The following is a 20,966-nucleotide window of genomic DNA, read 5'->3' as shown; positions in this document are numbered from 1 at the left end:
GACTTTGTTCGAATTTGCAGGTGACACGACACAGGCGAACCTCAGGCGGCTGCCGGGACAATGCCGCAACTGATAGATCGCCGGCCACGAAGCTATCGAACTCTCAAACCTGCAGCGCTACGTGTTGGCAGGTCAGGCGGAGGTCGGCCTCTCTAAGGCGGCCCTTGCAACCAACGCCCTTCGGTCCACCGCCCTTGATGCTCCACCGCTTGTGCGGGCCCCCGTCAATTCCTTCGTAGCTCGGGTGGCTACGGCGATGGCTGTGCCGTTTGGGCCGCTCGCCGCGTTTGTTGGCCAGCCCCTCCGTTCCTTTTATCAGCAGGCTATCTGCGGCGGGTTCCAGCTTAGCGATGGAAGTCGTCTCGTTCGAACCGTGGTTCCGATGGCCTTTCAATCAGCGCTTGCCGGGATCATGCTTGCCGCAGACCTGGTCAAGCATAGTGCGGGTTTTCCGATGAGTCCGACGACCAGCACTCGCGTGAATCTACTGCGCCCCCTTGGTTCTTACCTCCATGATCCGAAAGCCAAAGATTCCAGCGGCCGCTGCATCTGCAGCGATGAGGATTTCGTTGCCGCCTACAGGCTGAAATACGGCTGTGCCGTTGAACAGCTGAGCAACGGGTCCGCCTAAAAAGATCTGAAGTCTTCGTTACCGCGGACGGCGCGCTGTCAAGCGCTCACCGATGTTTTCGACCAGGATCGAGTGCCTGATGAGAGTGCGGGGCGGATACTATGACACGCTCGGCCCGCTGCTTTGTCAATGTTAGGCCCAGAACCCACGACAGAGATCCTTGAGCGACGGCTCGCCGTTTAACGTTTTTTGTACTGTTATCTACGTTCGACCATATTCGTCGTCGAAGCGAACGATATCATCCTCGGCGAGATAATCGCCGCTCTGCACTTCAATGATAACCAGGTCAATTCTGCCTGGGTTCTCGAGCCGATGCTTATGGCCGCAGGGGATGTAAGTAGATTCGTTTGTCCCCAGGAACAACTCCTGCTCGCCATTGACGATTTTGGCGGAGCCGCTGACCACGACCCAGTGCTCCGAACGATGATAGTGCATCTGCAGGCTCAACTGGCGACCGGGCTTCACCTCGATGCGTTTGATCTTGAAGCGCTCGCCTTCCTCCAGAACCGTATAGGTACCCCAGGGCCGGTGTACCGTGCTATGGACCAGATGAGCTTCATGTCCCGAAGCCTTGAGGCCCTCGAAGAGCTTCTTAACGTCCTGAACGCGGTCGCGGGATGTGACAAGCAAAGCGTCCGGGGAATCCACGATCACCAGATCGCTTACGCCCACCGTGCCGATGACGCGCTTGTCGGAGCTCACATATGTGCCGGTCGTGTCGACCATGTGCACATCGCCGCGTATCCTGTTCCCGCTTTCGTCGGGGGCGATCAAATCGGCCATTGCGTTCCAAGATCCGATGTCGTTCCAATCCATGTCGCAGGGAATCACGGCAAGTCTGTTAGTCTTCTCCATGACAGCGTGGTCGAGCGAGATTCGCGGCGCGGAACCGAAATGCTCAGGCGCGAGTTCGATTTTGGCAAAGCCTTGGCATTGACTGGCGCGGCCGTTCTCATAGCTGTCGGCGACGGCCTGGAGCACCTCGGGACAATGCAAAACCATCTCGTCGAGCATGGTTTGCGCACTGAAGCAGAAGATGCCGGCGTTCCAGAAGAAGCGTTGAGACGCGACATAGGCTTTGGCTGTCTCCAGATTCGGTTTTTCAACGAAACGGACGACGTTCTCACCATCTGCTTCGATGTAGCCGAATGCGGTGTCCGGTCTGGTTGGGGTGACGCCCAATGTGGCGATCCGCCCGAGCTTCGCATGTTCCATGGCCAGGCCCATGACGTCTAGAAACGCAGGCAGGTTGCTAATCAGGTGATCGGCCGGGAAGACGCACAGGATCGCGTCAGGGCCTTGCGTTGCCCTCGCATGGATCGCGGCTGCAGCCACGGCGGCGGCCGTATCCCGAGCTTCGGGCTCGAGCAGAAAGGTGCGTGGCAGGACCACGGAATCCAGTTCGTCAAATTCGTCCTTGGTCAGGAAGAGGTGGTCCCCGGATGTCACAGCGACGAGTTCCACGACACCTTCTATCGAAGCGGCGCGCAGCACAGTCTGCTGAATGAGAGAATATCCATCCGCCACTTTGAGGAAAGGTTTGGGGTGCGATTGCCTTGAGGCGGGCCATAGCCGCGATCCGGCTCCGCCGCTGATGATCACGGGAATGACTTTCATAACCAACCTCAATTTCGTCTCTGGAGTGATCGCCCGCGTTCTTTCGAGCGTCAGCGTCACGATCGCCGTCGCTCTGGTTTGTCTGCGGCCCCCGCGTAACAGCGAAGTTCTGGCGCGTTGCAGGCGGCGTCAGATGACGACGGTATCGGTAATGTACGACGCCTCCACTGGCGTCGGTGAGAAATGCGCATTCAACTATGCCTGTTGGTTGCGTCTGCCGAATTGCGCAGGTGGCGGGTCTTAACTGAGATCAGAGACTTGGCTGCCTTCTATCAAAGTCAAACGACTTGGCTCTTTCAGATCGAATTCAATTACCCGTGGTGCGAAAAGGCGTGCATATCGTGTAAAGGCGCTCGTCGGGGGAAACCGAATTACGGTATCGCAGCGCCCGAGAAGATACATCTCAACGAGGGCGGAAATTCCGCCGTCAATCCCGAGTGCTGCAGTGTGTAAGGGGCCACCTTGATTGGATCCGAAGTGCTTCGGGACAGTGAGCAGATCGGGAAACCTGGCCGACAGAAGATCCAGTATCCGCGCGCTGTCCGTGCATAAGAACAGCCGCACAGGCCTGGGGTGCGGTAACGCCTTAGCCTTGTCAATTGCAGCGCACACTTGCCGAACGGCGAGCTCCGGATCGGCCCAGTAGGGCGCATGCTCCATGATGTCTTCACCGTTACCGTGCCGAACATGAATCCCGATGATGCTGTGCCCCTCAAAACATTCCTGATAAATGGCATCTATGCGGGCTTGAATTTCTGGCCGAGGCTGGACACTCTGGAACACCTGCCGCTCTGCATCCTCATCGCACCGCCACATCAGACAAGCGTCACACACTACTGTGTTCGCTTCGACATCGTGTTCGGCCTGAAAGAGCTCGCCCAACTCGTCGCGCTCTTGGAAAATCTGCTCATCTGGCCGGTAAAGGCACTCGATCGCCGGCCTGTTCCACCACTCCGGGAAGAATGGACCAGGGAAGGAAACGTCGTTGATCCGGTCGTCGGAAATAGCCGGCACGCCAGCGATGTCATTGATCGGCTGGAAGAACACCGGAAACGCATTTGTGAAGGGTTGGTCGAGGTAGCAGGCCCCCGCCAGTCGATGACTAGAGTTCGTCCCGACCGCTGCGCGTAGCGCCAAGCGGCCGCCAATGACCACAGACAATCACCGAACCCCGTACGCCTCCGAGAGACGACGAACCGGCGCTTTTCCAATCCACTAACATGCATTTTCGGAAATCTCGTTCAGAGAGGAGGTTGCATCCGGTTTGGAATCCTTAGTAGACACGTAGACCCGACGCCGGGCGCTTGGCAGAGGCCGGGCCATAGGGCAGAAGAGCTCACTCAGCACTGCCCACTAATCCCGTGACGCTCGCACGGCTTGAAGCCGATGCCCTCGCTTCCGGTTCAGCCTTCTCTACTGGGCCTCCGCGGCATGTGTAAAATCTATTGAGTGGATGCCGGCCATCCATGCGTTGGATGCCGTGATGAAGGGGCTCGGCTGACGCGGGCCCGGCCAATAGAGCCGAAACAGCCGGGGAACGCTGCGAGACTGCCTGCCGGAGCAAATCGTTCCGTCGACGCCACACGCCAAGGGTGCAAGGCTGCATACAGCAACCGTCCCGGGCGAGATGAGGTCGATAGCTCGACGCGCCTGGAACCAGCTGATCGACAGAATCTGCAGTCTGCTCCCAAAGTTCTGCACGACCTGTGCCGGATGCTGTGGTGAGGGCTCGCGGCCACGAACTTTGTCCTCGCCCCGAACGGAAGCTCGGGACCTACGACTCCGGGCCGGCGATGCGCCCCGGCTGCTCGGTCAGACCATCCATTCTGTGGATGCACTTTATCCAAACAATCGATTTCACTGATCCAAACAATTCCCATTAGAAGACGCTGAAGCAAGAAAGAAGGGCGTCCTCACTCGCTGATAGATGAGCAAATCAGCTGCAAGGTGCTTGGAGTACAGTCGCTCGCGGCGTGAGCTGAGCGGCACTCTGACCGCATGTACGAATCCCAGTTAGCGGCGCAACTCTATTTTGCTGTGACTCCAAGCAAGAGCAGGTGTGCTCGGCTGGCAGACTGTCAATGACGAGCTTCGCGCCGCATCTGTCGAAGTGCTCCATAGGGCACGGGGCGGGCCGCACATTGTGTCGGCGTGGCGAGCCGGAGCCGAAACCTTAAACTTTAGATAGAGCAGGAATAGAATGGGCGATAGCAGAAAAGTTGCTCTTATTACGGGCATAACTGGACAGGATGGTGCCTATCTTGCCCGTCTTCTTCTCAAAAAAGGCTACATCGTTCATGGGATTAAGCGACGTTCCTCTTCCTTCAACACGGGTCGTATCGAAGACCTCTACCAAGACCCGCACGAATCCGATCCGCGCCTGATCTTGCATTACGGTGACCTCACTGATTCGACTAACCTCATCCGCGTGGTTCAGGAATCTCAGCCAGACGAAATTTACAACTTGGCTGCTCAGAGCCATGTGCAGGTGTCGTTCGAAACACCTGAATACACAGCAAACGCGGACGGTATCGGTACATTGCGACTTCTTGAGGCGATTCGCCTCCTCGGTCTGACGGACAAGACCCGCTTCTATCAAGCCTCGACTTCGGAGCTATACGGCCTCGTGCAGTCCGTACCGCAGAACGAAACGACGCCCTTTTATCCGCGCAGCCCTTACGCCGCCGCCAAGCTCTACGCCTACTGGATGGTCGTCAATTATCGCGAGGGCTATGGTATGCACGCTTCCAACGGCATTCTTTTTAATCACGAAAGCCCCCTTCGTGGCGAAACTTTTGTGACGCGCAAGATCAGCCGCGCTGCCGCTGCTATCTACCTGGGCAAGCAGGACAAGCTTTATCTCGGCAATCTCGATGCTCAACGCGATTGGGGCCATGCGCGTGAGTACGTGCGAGGTATGTGGATGATGATACAGCAGGATCAACCGGATGATTACGTGCTGGCTACGGGCAAAACGACTCCTGTCCGCCAATTCGTCGAGTGGGCTTTCGAAGATATCGGCGTCGAGATCGAATGGTGTGGCAAGGGTGTCGGCGAAAAGGGCTATGATGTAGCGAGCGGCAGATGCCTAGTCCAAGTGGACCCACGCTACTTCCGCCCCACGGAAGTCGATCTTCTCCTGGGTGACGCTACCAAGGCGAAGGAGAAGCTCGGCTGGGTGCATGAGACATCCGTGCGCGAGCTTGCTGCGGAAATGGTGCGCGAAGACCTGAAGGTCATGCAGACATCTGTAGTCATGAAGGAAGCGTAATGTATGATCTTAACGGAAAAACCGTGTGGGTCGCTGGCCACAAAGGTATGGTGGGCAGCGCTGTTGTACGCCGACTCGCGTCTGAAGACTGCAAAGTTGTGGCCGCCCTCGGGGAGAGCTAGACCTCAAGCGACAGACCGAGGTTGAAAACTTCGTGGCAGTGATGAAACCGGACGCTATCATTATGGCGGCGGCAAAGGTAGGTGGTATTCTCGCGAACGCCACCTATCCGGTCGACTTTCTTTACGACAATCTGATGATCGAGGCCAATATCTTCGCGGCAGCCCACGAAAACAATGTCGACCGCGTCCTCTTCCTCGGCTCGTCTTGCATCTATCCGAAGATGGCACCACAGCCCATTCCTGAAAGCGCGCTTTTGACCGGGCCACTAGAGCGCACCAACGAATGCTACGCCGTCGCCAAGATCACCGGCATCAAAATGGCTCAAGCCTATCGCCAGCAATACGGCCGCGACTACATCTCCGCTATGCCGACGAATCTCTACGGGCCAGGCGACAATTATGACTTGCAGTCAAGCCACGTCATCCCAGCGCTGATCCGGAAAGCGCATGAAGCTAAGCTCATAAGTGATAAGCAAATCACCATCTGGGGCACGGGCACACCACGTCGGGAATTCATGCACGTCGACGACTGCGCCGACGCATTAGTCTTCCTTCTGAAGAACTACTCTGACCATGATCACGTCAATCTCGGCTGCGGACAGGACATCACGATCCTAGAGCTGACTAGAATGATCTGCCGTGTAGTCGGATTTACTGGGGAGATTGCGCATGATCACTCTAGACCTGACGGTACACCGCGAAAGCTGATGAGCGTCGACAAGCTGCGCACTTTGGGATGGGCAGCAAAGATCACTCTCATGGAAGGCATCGAGAGTGTCTATCATGCATTTCTAAACGGGAGCTACACCGAACGGCGGTAGATAAGAGGATTTGCTGCGTCTCAGGCCTGTACGCGCTTTCGGGACCCAGAGCTAATGTAGACTGAGACAATCACTCGATGGCGATAGCGCTCATGTGAGCCAGCCGCGAGGAGCCCCGCCGGACCCGGACCCCATCCGCTCCAACCTCGTCGCCGTGAAGGTCACGGTGCGCTGCCCACGCCGACGCCGACTGCGTCAATCCTCACAAGGGTAACCGTCGATAACCGAACGCGTCTACGGTAACCGAATGTACTTCTTGTTCTCGTCCGAGGGATCTGTCGATGGGCATTCCGGACGAGCCAAAGTTTGAGCATGTTACCTTCAAAACCCGGTTAGCAACGTCGGATTTGGTATGAAATTCGGAACAAGTGGATTACGGGGCCTGGCGACAGAATTGGCAGGAGCCGCCTCTGCCCTATATGCAACGGCATTCGCGACATTCCTGCTGGAATCCGGCCTGGCCAGAATTGGCGACGAGATACTCATAGGGCGCGACTTTCGCGCCTCGAGTCCGGCCATCGCCGCCGTCTGTGCGGCGGCACTGTCCGCGCTCGGCTTCATCGTAGTCGATTGCGGCGCAGTCCCCACCCCTGCCCTGGCACTGTATGCTCAGGCGCGTAAGAGTGGTTGTTTGATGATCACAGGCTCGCACATTCCGGCCGACCGTAATGGAATAAAATTCTATCGACCCGACGGTGAGATCGACAAGGGTGATGAGCGGGAGATAACGCGCATCGCCTTGCAGCTGGAGAAGCGCGGATACGTCCTTGAAGGTGCTGTTGCACGTCGGCAGCACCGGGAGGCCGAATGCAAGGCCTTTTTCACGGCGCGCAATCGAAAGCTTATGGAGATTAATGCTCTAAAGGGCTTAACGGTGGGCGTATATCAGCACAGCACAGTCGCGCGCGATCTCTTGGTTGACATTCTCTCATATCACTGTGCGACGGTCGTAACCCTGGGACGTTCGGAAGGTTTCATTCCTGTCGACACTGAAGCGGTCTCTGACGAGACTGCTCAACAGTTCAAGCTCTGGGCCAAAGAGCATCGGCTTGATGCGGTCGTCTCGGCAGATGGCGATGGTGACCGCCCACTGGTAGCTGACGACCACGGAGACCCCCTTCGCGGTGATTTGTTAGGCCTGATTACGGCGAACTTCCTGCAAGCGAAGGCAGTCGTCACGCCGGTCACATCAAACTCTGGTATCGAGACCGCAGGTTCTTTTAAAGTCGTGCGTACCAAGGTTGGATCGCCATTTGTTATTGCTGCCATGCTCGATTTGGTTGCGTCGGGTCACGAGCGCGTGGTTGGTTTCGAAGCAAACGGTGGTTTGTTGACCGGCACGGACTTTGACCCGAACGGAACTAAACTGCCAGCGCTACCTACACGCGACAGTTTTCTCCCCATCCTCGCGGCACTTTCCCTTGTTAATACAAGTGGGCAGCCACTGTCAGAGATTGGCAGTTCCTTTCAATTGCCGGCAGCGGCGGCGGATCGCTTGGAAAATTTTTCCGTCGAAAGCAGCACTCGCCTCATGACATACCTTCGTACAGCGGAAACTAACATTGCCGCCTTCGTCGGGTCGATTGGAGTGGTAAGCAAGGTTAGCGATGTTGACGGACTTCGTATCACTCTCGCGGATAAGCGTGTCTTGCATTTGCGTCCATCCGGAAATGCCCCGGAAATGCGGTGCTACGTCGAAGCCGAAAATCGGGAGGACGCGGAGCTTTTGCTCCGGACTGGATTGGATCGAGTTCGTAATTGGACGCAAGGCTAAATAAAAGCCGCCTCCCTGCGTATTCCAGGTGACCCTGGGGGTCGCACAAGCTACTCAAGCGCGATCAGAACGTCCACAGTGTCCCGGCCCTGTCCGCTTTGAAGCGAACCGGAACGCCCGTGGAAACAGCCGATCCGTACCAGCCACGGAGCATCCGTTAGCTCATGGTCAAGGCAGCGCCTTCCGGAAGCGAACAGCCGGTCCCGCACTGACCGCCTGCGCCGCATGTACGATGGCGTTGGTGTCCAGGCCGTGGTGACGGTATAGGTCCGCAATAGTCCCCGTCTGGCCGAACTGCTCGACCCCGAGCGCCTTCACGCGATGCCCGTTAGCCCCACCGAGCCACGCGAGCGTCGCCGGGTGGCCGTCGATCACGGTGACGATGCCGCAGTCACGCGATAGCGGCGCGAGCAGCCGCTCGATATGACTCAGGGCGCCAATCGCGCCACGCTGCCGGGCACGTTCCGCCGCCTGCCAGCCCGCATTAAGCCGGTCCGCGGAGGTGATCGCGAGCAGCCCGACATCGCGCCTGTCCTCCGCCAGAAGACCCGTCGCGGCAATCGCCTCCGGCGCGACGACGCCTTGATAAGCAATGACGACACTCGCGTTGGGCCCAGGCGGACGCAGCCAATAGGCGCCATTGACGATGTCCCGCGCGAGCGCCGGGTTCATGTCGCGCAGCGGCTGCTCGAGCGGCCGGGTTGACAGGCGAAGATAGACCGATCCTCCGGTCTGATCACGCAGCCACGTCGTCTCATCCGGATCCCCCTCGCCATTACGTTGCATGTAATCGAAGGCAAAGCGCATGATCACGGACAGTTCGTCGACGAAGGCCGGTTCGAAGGCGCAAAGCCCATCCTGCGCCATGCCGATCAATGGGGTGCCGATCGACTGGTGTGCCCCGCCCTCGGGCGCCAGCGTCACGCCCGAGGGCGTTGCGACCAGCATGAAGCGCGCATCCTGATAGCAGGCGTAGTTTAGCTGGTCGGCCGATCGGTAGATGAAGGGATCATAGACTGTCCCGATCGGCAGCAGGCGCACGCCATTGATCGAGTGCGAGAGACCGAGTGCCCCGAGCATGATCATCAGGTTCGACTCGGCGATCCCGAGCTCGAGGTGCTGCCCCTTCGGCCCAAATTCCCAGGTAAAGGTCGACGGAATGCGTTCGGCCTTGAAGGTGTCCGCCATGGTCTCCCGGGCGAAAAGGCCGCGCCGGTTGACCCAGCCACCGAGATTGGTCGAGACCGTCACATCGGGCGAGGTGGTGACAATGCGGTCGGCAAGCAGACTGCGCTCGCGTGCGATGTCGTTCAGGATCTGGCCGAAGCCCATCTGAGTCGAGAGCGGCTTGCCGGGCTGCCCCGGTGACGGAAGGGTTTCAGGCACCGGCACCGACGGCGCAGACAGCCTCCTACGCCCCTCACTGAAGAACGGCGCCTTTGCGAAGAAGGCGTCAAGTTCCGCTTCCGGCAAGGTGGCGGCCGCCCATTTGTCCCACTCCTCACCCCGCTTTACGCCCATTTGCAGGCGGTAGTCTTCCATCTGCGTGGGCGTCATCTGCCCCGCGTGGTTGTCCTTGTGTCCGGCAAGCGGCAGACCGTAGCCCTTGATGGTGTAACAGATGAAGCAGACGGGACGGTCATGCCTGGACGCCGCCTCGAAGGCTTCGAGGAGGCTCGGCATGTCATGCCCGCCAAGGTTCGTCATCAACGCCTGCAACTCGTCGTCGGAGCGGCGTTCGATCAGAGTGGTGACCGGCCCTTGGTCTCCGATCTCGTCGAGCAGCCGCTTGCGCCAGGCAGCACCCCCTTGGAAGGTCAGCGCCGAATAGAGCTGGTTCGGACAGCGCTCTATCCACTCGAGCAGCTTCTCGCCCCCCGGCTCGGCAAAGGCAGCCTCTTGCAGAGCGCCGTGGCGCAGGACCATCACGTCCCAGCCGAAGTTGCGAAAAATCTGCTCGAAACGCTGCCAGAGGCCCTCCCGGATCACGGCGTCGAGCGACTGGCGATTGTAGTCGACCACCCACCAGCAGTTCCTGAGCCCGTGCTTCCAGCCTTCGATCAGGGCCTCGTAGATGTTGCCCTCATCCATCTCGGCGTCGCCGATCAGGCTGACCATTCGGCCCTCGGCACGCTCCTTCATCCAGCCGTGACCCGAGACGTAGTCCTGCACCAGCGACGAGAACAGCGTCTGAGCAACGCCGAGACCCACCGACCCGGTCGAGAAGTCGACATCGTCGACATCCTTCGTCCGCGAAGGGTAGCTCTGCGCGCCCTTGTAGCCGCGGAAGTTCATGAGCTTTTCGTGGGTCTGGTTGCCCGCCAGATACTGAAGTGCATGGAAGATCGGCGCCGCATGGGGTTTGACCGCCACCCGATCCTGCGGGCGCAGGACCGAACAGTAGAGCGCGGTCATGATGGTACTCAGCGACGCGGACGAGGCCTGATGCCCCCCGACCTTGATCTCATCGCCCTCGCGGACGTGGTTGGCGTGGTGGATCGTCCAGGCTGCGAGCCAGGAGACGCAGCGCTCGATCTCGTTCAGATATTCCAGTTTCCTCGTCATTCAGTTTCCCGCAAATCAGCTGCCGGTCTCACAGGACCCCCGCCCAAATGGTCAAAGATCGAGTTTCAACACACCTGTCGCGCGCGACACACAGGGGATGAAGCGGTGGCCGCGTGCCTCCTTGGACAGGACGGCATCCCGATGGATCGGCTGTCCCCCCAGCATTGCGCATTCGCAGGTCCCGCACACCCCGTTCTCACACGAGGCCATCAACGGCACACCGGCCGCACGCAAGGCGGCCAGTGCCGTGGTCTCAGCCGAAACCTCAACCACCCTGCCCTCAGCCAGTTCTATGACGAACGGTTCCGGTGGCGCGCCATCAAACTCGGGAGGCTGGAAAGTTTCGAAATGAACAGTACCCTCGGGCCAGTGTTGAGCCGCGCGCCCCACAACCGCCATGAAGCCAGGCGGTCCGCAGTAGTATGTCTGCGCGTCGTCCGAACGGTTCGCCAGCAGCGCGGCGATGTTCTGCCGGGTCTGAGGCTCGTCGTCGAAATGGATCCGCACATTGCCGCCAGGAAGATCGCTCCCGATCGCCGCCAAGAGTGGCGTGAGCGCCCGGCTGCGGGTGAAATAGTGCAACTCGAAGGGCTTGGCCTGCCGGGTGAGCGCGCGCGCCATGGCCAGAATCGGGGTGATCCCGATTCCCCCTGCCAGCAGCAAATTCGGCCCCTCGCCTGGCTTGAGCGCAAAATGGTTGCGTGGCGCGGAGACAGGCAGTGTGGAGCCGACGGCAATGATTTCGTGGATCCACGCCGAGCCGCCACGGCCGTCATTCTCGCGCTTCACCGCGATGGTGTAGCGGCCAAGCTCGGTCGGGTCGCCGCAAAGTGAATACTGACGCACCTTCCCTTCAGGCAGATGGACGTCGACGTGAGAACCCGCTTCGAACGCCGGCAGCACAGGTTTGCGTGGGTGTTTCAGGTCGATGACCAGCACGTCGCCCGGCTCCTTGCGGGCGGCGGTCACGGTCAGCTTCATGATGATGCGCGGCGAGGCCATGGCGTTTCATTCGTCGATGGGCAAGATCAGATCACCGGGGCGGATCACGCCCCCGACCTCGATTGTGCAGTTCAGGCCGGAGCGGTTCAGAAGCCCCTCGTAGAGACCCGGAAGCCCGAGCAACTCCTCGATATACTTGCACGGCACATTCATCCGGGCGGCCCTGAGAATCGTTTCCCCGACCCGGAAGCGTTTGCCGACAAGATGGCTAAGCGGAACGCCTCGTGTCGTCAGATTGCGCCGGTGATCTTCGGGTGCGAGTTTGGCCTTGAAGCCCGGAATTCTGGGTTCGCCCTGCGCGATGGCGTCCAAGACTTCAGCTTCGATCAGCGTCACTTCGCGAACGTCAGGACGCGCGGAATAGGTCCCCGTCTCCAGGTAGTAGCGGTCTCCGACAACGCCTTGGCCGGCAATAAGCTGCGCCTGCGCCAGCTCCTCCATTTCATAGGAGGCGGCAGGCGCGATATGGACGTGAAGCAGCTTTCCTCGCCAGGTCATCATCGCTCTCGGAAATTCGTCTCGTGGAAACCTGCTGCAAAACTGGCCTGATCAACAGCGCCAGTTGCATGGCATTTTCCCGGTCCAGTTGGCTGTTTGGAAAGAAATACGGGGGGCCCTCGGACCGTTTTCAGCGCCAGCTTTCGGCGTCGCCCCGGCTCAGTTGTTCCGCGCCGGCATCGCGTCTTGCACCTGCTTGACAACCTCTCGCAGGACCTCAACGCCCTTCCCGATCTGCCGAATGCTCAAGGCGGCATAGCCCATGACAAGTCCGACGCGATCGGTGCGGCCTTCGTCCGATGGCCGTTCGTAGAGCAGCGAGATCAGGTGTAGCCCCAGGCCAGCGTCGCGGGCGGATTCGACCAAGGCCGTTTCCCGCGATCGTGGCAGGTCATTGAACCAAACGGCGACGTGCAGTCCCGCATCTGCTCCCTGGACAGTGATGCGATCCCCGAAGCTGTGCTGCAAGGCACCCAACAACGTTTCCCGACGCTCGCCGTTCAGCCTGCGCACACGGCGCACATGGCTTTCGTAGCCGCCGCTCTCGATCAACGATGCCAGCGCTTCCTGTTCAGCGACCGGCGAATGCCGGTCTGCGAATTGTTTGGCGGTTGCGAAGACCTCCTGCAATTCGGGCGGGACGACGAGGTAGCCGATGCGCAGCATCGGCGAGAGCGTTTTGGAGATCGTGCCGAGGTAGATGACAGCCCCGTGGTCCTCGAGACTGTGCAGCGGAGGGACCGGATTGATGTCGTAGCGATATTCGCTGTCGTAGTCGTCCTCGATCACATAGGCGTTGTTGTGCCGCGCCCATTTCAGAAGCTGATGGCGGCGCGCGATCGGCATGACGCCGCCCAGCGGAAACTGATGCGATGGCGTCACATAAGCCAGTCGTGCTCCGATCCCCGCCAGCAACTCGGTCCTCATCCCGTCTTCGTCGACGATGACCGGGATGGGTGAGGCACCCGTACTGGCAAAGACCTGACGCGCCATCCTGTAGCACGGATCCTCGATGACGAAACGGTCGGCGGGATCGAGAAGCAGGCGCGCGCACAGATCAAGGCCCTGCTGCGAACCGTTCACAACTATGATCTGGTCGAGGTCGCAGCTCAGGGTCCGGGCGCGCCAGAGATAGCCCTGAAGCGCCTGGCGAAGCCGGCGCGAGCCGCGAGGATCGTCATAGGCAAGACGCAGCGGGCGCTGCCCCATCGCCTCGTTCATCGCGCGTTTCCAGACCAATGAAGGGAAATCCGACGGCGCGAGGTCGCCATAGCGGAACTCGACCTTCAGCCCAGTCGGCAGATAATCTGGCCAGGGTGACGTCGCGCGCAGCCGCTCGCCATATGCGGACAGGTGGATTGGGCCGACCCGTTGCGCGTGAGTGCGCCCCGTCCCATGGCCCATCAACGAAGACGCAACGCGAGGTCGTGCGCCTTGACGGACTTCGATGAAACCCTCCGCAGCCAGTTGCTCATAGGCGACCGTCACCGTGGTTCGCGAAACGCCGAGGTCATTTGCCAGGGCCCGGGAGGATGGCAACTGACTGCCGGTTTCGTAGACGCCGCCGAGGATTTGCTCGCGAAGGGCTTCGTATATCTGGCGTGCACCCATCGCGTGCGAGCGCGCTGCAGACCCGGCACTTGAAGACTGGACCATCTCTTTCATCGCCAACTGGATATTTCACATTGGCCAGGTTGCCGTCAATCTTTCGGAACCCCAAGAGAGATCGCAGAGGCCGAATGACCAGCTCCCATCAATCCGAAACCGATGCTCCCACGGGGTCGCTCAACCGCACCAGCCCCGGATTTGCCACCCGGGCGATCCATCATGGCTACGATCCGGCCGGCTTTTCCAATGCCGTCCAGCCGCCAGTGTTCCTGACGTCAACCTATGGGTTCGAAAGCGTGGCAGCAAACGATGCCGCCGCCGCCCTTGGTGGAAGGCTCTATGCGCGCGAATACAATCCCACGACCGAGATCCTCGAGCAGCGGCTCGCGAATCTGGAAGGAGCCGAGGCGGGGCTGGTTGTTGCCTCGGGGATGGCGGCCTTCGGCACTCTGATCCTGTCGCTCCTGTCCCAGGGCGATGAACTCATCGTCCACAAGACGCTTTATGCGAACACGCTTGCCATGGTCGAACAGGCGGTCCCCCGCTTCGGCATCAAGGTCGTCGCGGTCGATCTGTCAAATCCCCACAATCTCGATGCTGCGATCACCGAGCGGACGCGGCTGGTTTTCTTCGAGACGCCGGTGAATCCGCTGAGCCGCATCCTCGACATAGCGGCAATTGCAGAGCGCGCTCACGCGCGCGGTGTAAGGGTTGCAGTCGACAGCACCTTCGCCTCGCCCGCGCTCCAGCGACCGCTTGAGCACGGGGCGGACATCGTGCTCCATTCGATGACCAAGTACATCAATGGTCATGGCGATGCCCTTGGCGGGGCGCTTCTCGGCGACGCCCAAACGCTCCGTACGCTGCATGAAACGGGCCTGCGCTACATCACCGGCGCAGCGCTCTCGCCCCTGTCAGCTTTCCTAATCCTGCGCGGTCTCAAGACGCTGACGCTGCGTATGGAACGGCACAGCGCCACAGCCCTTGCGGTGGCTCGGGCGCTGGAAGCGCACCCGGCGGTGGCATTTGTGAGTTATCCGTTCCTCGACTCGCACCCTGATCAGGTGACGGCGCGAAAACAGATGTCCAACGGATCGGGCATGTTGGCCTTTGGCCTCCACGCTGGATACGAAGGAGCGCGCCGGATGATGGACCGGCTCAACCTGATCATTCGCGCCGTCAGCCTCGGCGATGCCGACAGCCTCATCTATCATCCAGCAAGCCTCACCCGTGCTCGGCAGCCGATCCGCAAGGATGCCCATTTGGCCGATGGAGTCGGCGAGGATCTCATGCGTCTCTCGGTGGGGCTTGAAGACGCTGATGACCTGATCGCCGATCTGCGGCGGGCTTTGGACGTCTTGTAATGACCTGGCGTGCGGCCATCTCTGCGCTCACACATAGATCTGGAGCCTTGCCATGGCATTCCTGAGCGGTCTTTCCGCGTTCCCCATCACCCCGACCAATCGTGACGGCCGCGTCGATAGCGTTGCCTTGCGCAGGCTGATTGCTCGGCTTGGCATTGCTCAGGTCGATTCCATCGGTCTTCTCGGCAGCACCGGCACATACATCTATCTGTCGCGCGAGCAACGGCGGCGGGCGCTCTCCGAGACCTTGGACCAAACGGCGGGGCAAATGCCGGTCGTGGTGGGTGTGGGCGCGCTGCGCACCGATGAAGCCGTGGGGCTCGCGCAAGACGCCAAGGCCCTTGGAGCAGCTGCGGGTTTGCTTGCCGCCGCCTCCTACACCCCGCTTACTGATGACGAGGTGTTCGATCATTTCTCCACTGTGGCGCGCGAAAGTGGCCTGCCGATCGTCGTCTACGACAATCCAGGAACGACGCATTTCCATTTCAGTCCACCCCTTGTCAGCCGCCTGGCAAAGGTGGCTGGGATTGTCGCCATCAAGAATCCGACAGACAAAAGCGATGCGATCAAGAACCACCTGACCGCCCAGAGGCGCACACTGCCGGAAGGGTTCTCGATTGGCTACAGCGGCGACTGGAACGCCGCCGAGGCCATGATCGCCGGCGCCGACACATGGTACAGCGTCCTCGCGGGCATCCTGCCCGAGGTCTGCATGACGATCGTCACAGCGGCGCAACGGGGCGATGCGGCCGAAGCGCGACGGATCAATGCCGCGCTGGTCCCGATCTGGAGCGTCTTCAAGGAGTTCTCGAGCCTTCGCGTCGTCTATGCACTCGCTGAATTGCTCGACATTTGCAGTGCCGAACCCCCGCGTCCCATCCTGCCTCTGCCCCCAGCAGCGAAGCGCCAGATCGCCGCCGCGTTGAAAGGTTTGCCATCGGATGCCAGCCGGTGAACAGCAAACCCCGTTCGGCAAGTGAAAGGTATTTACCCGCTCATTTCGAGAACTGATCGAAAACAACGCACTCGGCGTGCTGATAGCCATGGCTGGAGCGGTCTCGACGCCAATCACACCCCCTTCGAACTCGACAATCGACTGCGGAGGTACAGACTGCGCAGGGCACTCCGCCCATGCCGCACCGTTCGCCTTCAAACTAGGAATCGGTGGTTTATCCATTGGAATGGCATCGAGCCGGCGCTTTACTTCCGGCCCGGTGCGCGCATTGAAGCCGGTGCCAATGCCGCCGGCGAACACCAGATTTCCGTCCTCGACATTCGCCAGAGCACGCTTCCCGACCGCCGTAACTGTTGCCGGGTTCGCAGCCGATGACGATGAACTCATCACTCAGCACGCATTTTGTCTCACCCATTCTTGGCGCCGGCCGGATCGATATGGACTGACACGCAGCTTGGAGACGATGCCCTCGAGGCCGAACTGGGAGACTTGCGCGAGAATGTCGCTGCCGCCGCTGATCTCGTCGCTCAGAACGATGCCGTTTCGCGGCGTCTCAGCAGGTTAACTAGCGCTTTGCGCCGATCGACGAGTGGCCGATCGCGAAGACCCTCGCCGTCGATCTTGAGCAGGTCGAAGCCGGCAAGCATGGTCCTGACGTCTCCCGCCGCGGCCAAGAGCCCTCTGAAGACTTGGAATGCGCGACAAGCCTTCTGGTCAACGACGAACGCCTCACCGTCTATTATCGCGTCCGAGGCGCCGAGCTCGGCCACCGCCCGGGACGATAGCCGGAAACCTGAGGGTCCAGTCGTGGAGGTTGCGGGTCGAGGTAGGCCCCCGTCGATAGTAGTCCCATTTCATTTCGTGTAGCCAATCAGGGCCCTGCCGGACGCGGCCGACCAGCGGTCGATGTTCGCGACGACCCGAATGTCCAGTCTCGTGTAACCCAGCCTAAAGCGGCCTGTCCGCCCAAAAAATGACATTCAGTTGCCTCCAGCCTTTCGACACGACCCACTTCACGATCTCGTAACTCGCCAACCTAGCGGCTTGTTGCTTGAGCTGCGCGTTCCTACGGTGTGGTCGCTAGGCCTCAGCAACAAGAGCTCGGTTGCCAGGCGGGCGGAGGCTCAACGAGATAGCCAGCTCAGGACAAGGAGAGCAAGCAATGGTCGCTTTTACCCTCAATGGCGAGGCGCGAACACTCGACGTCGATCCAGAGATGCCGCTGCTCTGGGCGGTCCGTGACGTCATCGGACTCACGGGAACGAAATTCGGTTGCGGGCTTGCCCAGTGCGGCGCTTGCACGGTTCACGTTAACGGCATGCCGACGCGCTCGTGCCAGACCGCAGTCGGCGACATCGAAGGAGCCTCGATCACCACCATTGAGGGTGTGTCGGGCAAGATAGGCGAAACGGTCCAGGCCGTGTGGGCCGAGTTCGACGTACCTCAATGCGGCTATTGCCAGTCTGGCCAGATCATGTCGGCCGTGGCCCTCCTTACAGAAACGCCTAAGCCGACGGACGATGATATTGATTCGGCGATGAGCGGCAACCTCTGCCGGTGCGCCACCTATCATCGCATCCGCGCGGCCATCCACGAGACCGCCAACCGGCTGGAGACTTGAGGCATGTCGCAGTTTCTCTCGAAGCATACTGCCGTGCGGCCCACGCGCCGCTGGTTCCTCGTCGGCGCGGGCGTTACCACCGGCGGCCTCGCAGTGGGCTACCGGCCAGTGCTGGCCGCGCCCGACATCGCACAAACGACCCCTGCAAAGGTTCCGGCGAACCCCTTCCAGACCTATGTCGAGATCACAAAGGAGAACCGAATCATCATCCACTCCTCGCAGTTCGAGATGGGACAAGGCTCCTATTTCGGCATCGCCACCCTGGTTATGGAAGAGCTCGACGGCGACTGGGCGCAGGTGGACGTGGTCGGCGGATATGGCAATACCGCGTTCTACGGCAATCTCGCCTGGGGCGGGGCCGCACAGGCAACTGGTGGCTCCACGTCGATGGGCTCGTCGTGGGAACGCTACCGCAAGGCGGGTGCTGCCGCACGGGCCTTGCTGGTGGCGGCCGCGGCGCAGCGGTGGGACGTGCCAGCCGGCGAGATCAAAGTCGCTTCCGGGGTCGTGTCGCACGCCTCAGGGATGCAGGCGCGCTACGGTGACCTGGCTGAAGCCGCAGCGGGAATGCCGGTTCCCGACGACGTGCCGCTAAAGCCGCGCGACAAGTGGGCCCAGATCGGATCGGACAGCCTCAAGCGCTACGATTCCGCCGGCAAGACCAACGGCGCGCAGACCTACACGATCGACCTCATGATGGAGGGACTCCAGACGGCCGTTATGATCCATCCGCCGAAGTTCGGCGCCGAGATCGAGAGCTTCGACGCAACCAAGGCCAAGGCACTCGACGGCATTGTCGATGTCGTCCAGACGCCGCGAGGCCTTGCCGTGGTTGGCAGGGACACCTGGACGGCGCTGAAGGGCCGCGACGTCGTGGAGGTGACCTGGAACGAGGAGAAGGCCGAAGAGCGCGGCACGGCCGAGATCATGGCCGAATACAACAAGGCAGCAGACGATCTGGGCGCGGCCACCGCGCGCGACGACGGTAACACTCCCGCAGCGTTCGCCAGTGCTGAGAAAATCATCGAGGGCACTACGAATTCCCCTATCTTGTCCATGCTTCGATCGAGCCACTCAACGCGGCCGCCCGAATCAACGAAGACGGCACCATCGATGTCTGGGGCGGACACCAGATGCCCGACCTTTATCAGGCGGCTGCCGCTCAGGTAGGCGGCACCACGCCGGACAAGGTGAGGCTGCACGTGATGAAGACCGGCGGCAGTTTCGGCCGCCGCGCGGTCTTGGATGCAGATGTCATTATCGAAGCTGTTTCCACAGCGCGTGCACTGGGACGCGGCAAGCCAGTGAAGGTGCAGTGGACCCGCGAGAATGACATGCGGGGTGGGCGGTACCGGCCGGCCTATGTGCACGCAGTCAAGGCGGGGCTCGACAAGAAAGGCAATGTCGTCGCTCTCCATGACCACATCGTGGGTCAATCGGTCTTGGGCGGTTCGACCTCTGCGGCGATGATCAAGAACGGCATCGATCCAACCTCCGTAGAGGGCGCCACCAACCTGCCCTATGCGATCCCGAACCTGAAGGTCGAGCTGACCACCACGGACGTGAACATCCCGGTGCTGTGGTGGCGTTCGGTAGGCTCCACCCACACCGCTTACGCGGTGGAAACCCTGATCGATGAGCTCGCCGCCGCTGCGAACCGTGATCCGGTCGACTTCCGCTTGTCAATGCTCGGTCACCATCCACGGCATGCCGCCGTGCTTAAAGTGGCTGCTGAGAAGGCAAGCTGGGACAAGCCTCTGCCGGAAGGCCGTTTCCGCGGCGTGGCCCTGCATGAAAGCCTCTCGACCTATGTCGCCGATGTGGTGGAGATCACCCTCAACGATGAAAATGGTTTCAAGGTCGACCGCGTCGTCTGCGCGGTAGATTGCGGCACCGCGATAAATCCTGACCAGATTCGCGCTCAGATGGAGGGCGGTATCGGATTCGGGCTAGGTGCGATCCTCCAGGAGGAGCTGACCCTGAAGGGCGGTGTCGTAGACCAAGAGAACTACGATACCTATACACCGCTCAGGATCGAGCAGATGCCGCGAGTCGAGGTGCACATTTTGCCGTCCGAGGAGCCGCCCACGGGAGTTGGTGAGCCAGGTGTGCCGCCGATCGGCCCGGCCGTCGCCAATGCGCTACGGGCGGCGACGGGCAAGACTATCCGCAAGCTGCCGATTATAAAGAACATGTCAGGAATGACACCATGAAACAGCCGCGATGAAGATCGCGCCGTTTTCGAACGCCTCCTGACAGGCGCTCATTTCCATGGGTCAAATTCCGGCGGCTGCCCGCTCCAATATCCGGTTTGGAGACGGCACCCCGTGTTCTGAACGACCACAGACGGGCCTTGGCGCCGGTTCCACTGAAAAACCGCTTTCGAGACGCAAATGCGTCCACTCCATGAAGAGCACAACCGTATAGCACCAGGAAGGCTAGCTACCTCCATCGCTTCGGAGACCCAGGAACCCCCAGAAAACCGAACCTCCAGAGCTCAGAGGCGCTCGTGATCACAATCGCGCTGGTGCGTGGATCATTGTTCAAGGGTTTGTCAATAGGCAGGCGAGATGGCCGATCGACATGATCTTCGCCCGATGCCCTACAAACACAATGCCAGCCGCTGTCACGGAGTCGCGAAGACGAAGGCAATGAGGGTCGACGCCGATACTCATCGTTTGGTTGACAGAGCGCTTGGAATGCCATGCGCTTCACATCGGAGTAGCCATCCGGGAAGCCTGAAGCGCTTTGAAAACGCATGTGCTGCGGCTGTTATTCATAGCGTGGATGACTTTGATCAAAACAATCGATTTCATCACTCTTCCGGAATCGTGCATGGACAAAAAAGAGCCTCACGCACCAATCACACGCTGCTCTAACGCGTGACGAAAGCTGCCTTAGGTATAATCCAAAGGAGAAAATCTTCGATGCGCCCTGACGTGCAGTGGAGGTCGTGCCGAGAAAGTGAGTTGCAACTGGCCGACAATGTCGGGCGGTGCGACCATGGTCGCTTCGGAGAATGAAATCGGGCCAGTTCACGGGGCGGTACTGTTATTCGTCGACGGCCGCCCTTCCCAAGAACAGGCGGCATCGCAAGTTGGTTCTGCCGATGAAAAC

Annotated in this window: 12 protein-coding genes and 3 pseudogenes; 8 read left to right on the top strand and 7 right to left on the bottom strand. The window is 60.2% G+C overall.

Going from position 1 to position 20,966, the window contains the following annotated elements:
• Positions 1-256: 256 nt before the first annotated feature.
• Positions 257-631, top strand: coding sequence for a hypothetical protein (locus NLY44_RS28980; RefSeq protein WP_245263882.1), 375 nt, complete (start codon positions 257-259; stop codon positions 629-631).
• A 201-nt stretch (positions 632-832) separates the two neighbouring features.
• On the opposite strand, the gene NLY44_RS28975 is transcribed toward NLY44_RS28980, so the two are convergent.
• On the bottom strand, positions 833-2,248 hold the full coding sequence (locus tag NLY44_RS28975; RefSeq protein WP_023711831.1) for a mannose-1-phosphate guanylyltransferase/mannose-6-phosphate isomerase: 1,416 nt from the start codon (positions 2,246-2,248) through the stop codon (positions 833-835).
• Positions 2,249-2,488: 240 nt separating this feature from the next.
• Positions 2,489-3,474 (bottom strand): annotated as a pseudogene (locus tag NLY44_RS28970) (nodulation protein NodZ).
• Positions 3,475-4,448: 974 nt separating this feature from the next.
• On the opposite strand from NLY44_RS28970, the gene gmd reads away from it, so the two are divergent.
• From gmd to NLY44_RS28955, 3 genes and pseudogenes are all read left to right on the top strand, one after another.
• Positions 4,449-5,519, top strand: a complete 1,071-nt coding sequence (gene gmd / locus NLY44_RS28965) for a GDP-mannose 4,6-dehydratase (RefSeq protein ID WP_023806684.1) — start codon at positions 4,449-4,451, stop codon at positions 5,517-5,519.
• Positions 5,519-6,462: pseudogene (gene fcl, locus NLY44_RS28960) on the top strand (GDP-L-fucose synthase). The gene gmd and the pseudogene fcl overlap by 1 nt, the downstream one beginning before the upstream one ends.
• Positions 6,463-6,814: 352 nt before the next feature.
• Positions 6,815-8,236, top strand: a complete 1,422-nt coding sequence (locus tag NLY44_RS28955; RefSeq protein WP_023806683.1) for a phosphomannomutase — start codon at positions 6,815-6,817, stop codon at positions 8,234-8,236.
• A 168-nt stretch (positions 8,237-8,404) separates the two neighbouring features.
• Here the strand turns inward: NLY44_RS28955 and NLY44_RS28950 are convergent, their stop codons facing one another.
• The 4 genes from NLY44_RS28950 to pdxR form a co-directional block, all read right to left on the bottom strand.
• Positions 8,405-10,801, bottom strand: a complete 2,397-nt coding sequence (locus NLY44_RS28950) for a hypothetical protein (RefSeq protein WP_023806682.1) — start codon at positions 10,799-10,801, stop codon at positions 8,405-8,407.
• Positions 10,802-10,852: 51 nt separating this feature from the next.
• Positions 10,853-11,803, bottom strand: coding sequence for a PDR/VanB family oxidoreductase (locus tag NLY44_RS28945; RefSeq protein WP_023806681.1), 951 nt, complete (start codon positions 11,801-11,803; stop codon positions 10,853-10,855).
• A gap of 6 nt (positions 11,804-11,809) precedes the next feature.
• Positions 11,810-12,301 (bottom strand): MOSC domain-containing protein, encoded by a 492-nt coding sequence (locus tag NLY44_RS28940; protein WP_031198755.1) that lies wholly within the window; start codon positions 12,299-12,301, stop codon positions 11,810-11,812.
• Between the two features lie 159 nt (positions 12,302-12,460).
• Entirely contained in the window at positions 12,461-13,966 is a 1,506-nt protein-coding gene (gene pdxR / locus NLY44_RS28935) for a MocR-like pyridoxine biosynthesis transcription factor PdxR (RefSeq protein ID WP_031356237.1), read from the bottom strand.
• Between the two features lie 74 nt (positions 13,967-14,040).
• On the opposite strand from pdxR, the gene NLY44_RS28930 reads away from it, so the two are divergent.
• Together NLY44_RS28930 and NLY44_RS28925 are read left to right on the top strand one after the other, a co-directional pair.
• On the top strand, positions 14,041-15,273 hold the full coding sequence (locus NLY44_RS28930) for a trans-sulfuration enzyme family protein (RefSeq protein WP_023806678.1): 1,233 nt from the start codon (positions 14,041-14,043) through the stop codon (positions 15,271-15,273).
• A gap of 52 nt (positions 15,274-15,325) precedes the next feature.
• Positions 15,326-16,228 (top strand): dihydrodipicolinate synthase family protein, encoded by a 903-nt coding sequence (locus tag NLY44_RS28925; RefSeq protein ID WP_023806677.1) that lies wholly within the window; start codon positions 15,326-15,328, stop codon positions 16,226-16,228.
• 527 nt (positions 16,229-16,755) lie between these two features.
• On the opposite strand, the gene NLY44_RS33105 is transcribed toward NLY44_RS28925, so the two are convergent.
• Positions 16,756-16,998 (bottom strand): ATP-dependent DNA ligase, encoded by a 243-nt coding sequence (locus NLY44_RS33105; RefSeq protein ID WP_023806676.1) that lies wholly within the window; start codon positions 16,996-16,998, stop codon positions 16,756-16,758.
• Between the two features lie 392 nt (positions 16,999-17,390).
• Here NLY44_RS33105 and NLY44_RS28920 point away from each other — a divergent pair, with 392 nt between their 5' ends.
• Together NLY44_RS28920 and NLY44_RS28915 are read left to right on the top strand one after the other, a co-directional pair.
• Positions 17,391-17,849, top strand: coding sequence for a (2Fe-2S)-binding protein (locus NLY44_RS28920; RefSeq protein WP_023689394.1), 459 nt, complete (start codon positions 17,391-17,393; stop codon positions 17,847-17,849).
• A 3-nt stretch (positions 17,850-17,852) separates the two neighbouring features.
• A pseudogene (locus NLY44_RS28915) lies at positions 17,853-20,062 on the top strand (xanthine dehydrogenase family protein molybdopterin-binding subunit).
• The last annotated feature ends 904 nt before the right edge of the window (positions 20,063-20,966 follow it).

The sequence above is a fragment of the Mesorhizobium sp. C089B genome (assembly GCF_030323125.1).
Lineage (GTDB): Bacteria > Pseudomonadota > Alphaproteobacteria > Rhizobiales > Rhizobiaceae > Mesorhizobium.
This window is presented reverse-complemented; position numbering and strand designations above follow the sequence as displayed.